The following is a 2,538-nucleotide window of genomic DNA, read 5'->3' as shown; positions in this document are numbered from 1 at the left end:
ATTTTTGACTGGAGATCGAACATGACAACGAGCGCTCACGGCTTTGCGCCGAAGTCGACAGCCTTGTCGCATATCAGGATATGCGATCTCACCGGATTGTTGGCGGGGGCGGGGGCGACGCGTTTTCTGGCGGCGTTCGGCGCGCAGGTGATCCGTGTCGAGCAGCCTGCGCACGAGAAGCACCGGTGGGACTTCCTGCGCGGCGGCATGTCGCCCGACGGGAAGCAGAGCGGCATCAATTTCGGCGGCAATTTCAACAATCACAATGTCGAGAAGCTGAGCATCACGCTCGACCTCAAGAGCCCCGAGGGCAAGGCGCTGCTCGGCCGGCTGGTGTCGGTTTCGGATGCGATCACCGAGAATTTCTCGGCGCACGTCATGGAGCGGCTGGGCTGTGGCTATGACTGGCTGAAGTCGATGAACGAGCAGATCATCTATGTCGCCAACAGCGGCTTCGGCAAGACCGGGCCCTATTCGGATTTCAAGTCGGTCGGGCAGGTGGTCCAGCCGGTGAGCGGGCTGACGTTCATGTCGGGGTTGCCCGATCAGCCGCCGGCGGGCTGGGGCTTTGCCTATATGGATCATATGGGCGCCTATATGATGGCGATGGCGGTGCTCGGCGGGATCGTCGCGCGCAACCGCACCGGCCAGGGCCAGTGGATCGATTTTTCGTGCACCGAGGCGGGGATCGGGCTTGCCGGCCCCGAACTGCTGGATTCGACGGTCAATGGCCGGCCGATGCGCCGCCCGGGCAAGCCGAATTCGAACAGCGACAATTTCCCGCAGATGGCGCCGCACGGCATTTATGCCGCGGCGAGCGACGATAGCTGGGTCGCGATCGCGTGCCGCGACGACGCCGACTGGCGGCGGCTGGCCGATGCGATCGACGAGCCATGGGCGCGCGATCCGGCGCTGGCCACCTTCGACGGGCGCATGGCGCGCCGCGACGATATCGACCGTCAGCTGGGTGACTGGACCCGGCGGCGCGAGCGCGGGCAGATCGAAGGCGTGATCCGGCAGGCCGGGGTCCCCGTCGCGCAGGTGGCGAAGCCCGAGGATCGCATCGAAAACGACGTGCGGACCGCATCCTGGGGGCTGTGGCCGACCGTCCGGCATGACGAGATCGGCGAGATTCGCGTCGAGGGCGTTCCCGTCCATCTGTCGGAGACCGATTGGTCGATAAGCCGCGGCGCGCCATGCCTTGGCCATGACAATGACTATGTTTACGGCTCGCTGCTGGGGCTTTCCCCGGATGAGATTGCGGACCTCAAAGACCGGAAGGTGATCTGACCATGGCCGAACCAACCAGCAATGTGATGCCCGCTTTGCTTTCGGGATTGCGGATCGTCGAACTCGCCAGCGATCGCGCGGCTTATGCCGGCAAGCTGATGGGCGATCTTGGTGCCGACGTGATCGTGGTCGAGGCGCCCGGCGGGCATGCCTCGCGCGGCTACGGGCCTTTCGTCGATGACAAGGCCGATCCCGATCGCTGCCTGTGGTGGTGGAACTACAACACCTCGAAGCGCAGCGTCGTGCTCGATCTCGACAGCGCGGAAGGCCGCGACAGCTTCCGCCGGCTGGCGCAAAGCGCCGACATCGTGCTCGAAGGCGAAGACCCGGGGACGCTCGATGCGCTGGGGATCGATCACACGCAGATCCGTGCCGACGCGCCTGCGCTCATCTGGGTCTCGGTGACACCGAACGGCCGGCGCTGCGCCGACCTGCACGAACCCGCCACCGATATCACCTTGCTCTCGGCCGGCGGCACGGTGTGGAATTGCGGCTATGACGATCATAGCCTGCCGCCGATCCGCCCGAGCGGCGGCCATGCGCATCACACGGCGAGCGCCTTCGCCGTGATGGGCGCGCTGACCGCGGTCGTGCACCGCGATCTTACCGGGGTTGGCCAGCATGTCGACGTCAGCATGCTGGCGGCGACCAACGTTACGACCGAGGTCAGCTCGATCGACTGGCTGTACCGGCGCGCGACCAACAATCGGCAGACCGGCCGGCATGCCAGCGAGCATGTCACGATGGGCATCCAGGTGGAGACCGGCGACGGCGGCTATTGCAGCAACCCGCTGGGGCTGACGACCGCGGGCAACTATAAGAGTGTGCTCGACTGGCTGGGCGAACTCGGGCTGGTCGATGAGTTTCCCGAGGCCTTCTTCCTGCAGATGGGCATCGACCGCGGCGGGGTGTCGCTGAAGGTGCTCGGGCAGGATGTCGAGGCGACCGAGATCTACCGCGCCGGGCGCGAGGCGCTCTACCTCATCGCATCGAAGCTGACGATGGCCGAATTCTTCGTGCAGGCGCAGCAGCGCGGGATCGCCTGTGGCGCGGTCTATGCCCCCGATGAAGCACTGGCCGATCCGCATTTCCGCTTCCGCGAATATCCCGTCGAAGTCGATCATCCCGAACTCGGCCGGTCCTACACCTATCCGGGACTGCCATTCACCGGCGACTTCATCCCAACGACGATCAAGCGCGCGCCGCTCGTCGGCGAGCATACACAGGAAGTATTGGGCGAGTTGTGAA

At 65.2% G+C, this 2,538-nt stretch carries 2 protein-coding genes; both read left to right on the top strand.

The genetic code is table 11. The features are described from left to right. The coding region (locus BLS13_RS20145; RefSeq protein ID WP_218123335.1) for a CaiB/BaiF CoA transferase family protein at positions 1-1,290 on the top strand (1,290 nt) is incomplete at its 5' end. A gap of 2 nt (positions 1,291-1,292) precedes the next feature. Beyond that, on the top strand, positions 1,293-2,537 hold the full coding sequence (locus BLS13_RS20140; RefSeq protein WP_093454810.1) for a CaiB/BaiF CoA transferase family protein: 1,245 nt from the start codon (positions 1,293-1,295) through the stop codon (positions 2,535-2,537). The last annotated feature ends 1 nt before the right edge of the window (position 2,538 follow it).

The sequence above is a fragment of the Sphingomonas sp. YR710 genome (assembly GCF_900101455.1).
GTDB lineage: Bacteria > Pseudomonadota > Alphaproteobacteria > Sphingomonadales > Sphingomonadaceae > Rhizorhabdus.
Note: the sequence above shows the minus strand (reverse complement) of the source record. Positions and strands in the feature narration are given on the sequence as shown.

Bases quoted from the DNA above. Each gene is read 5' to 3' on its own strand.
- BLS13_RS20140 (WP_093454810.1), top strand. From the start codon at position 1,293: ATGGCCGAACCAACCAGCAATGTGATGCCCGCTTTGCTTTCGGGATTG.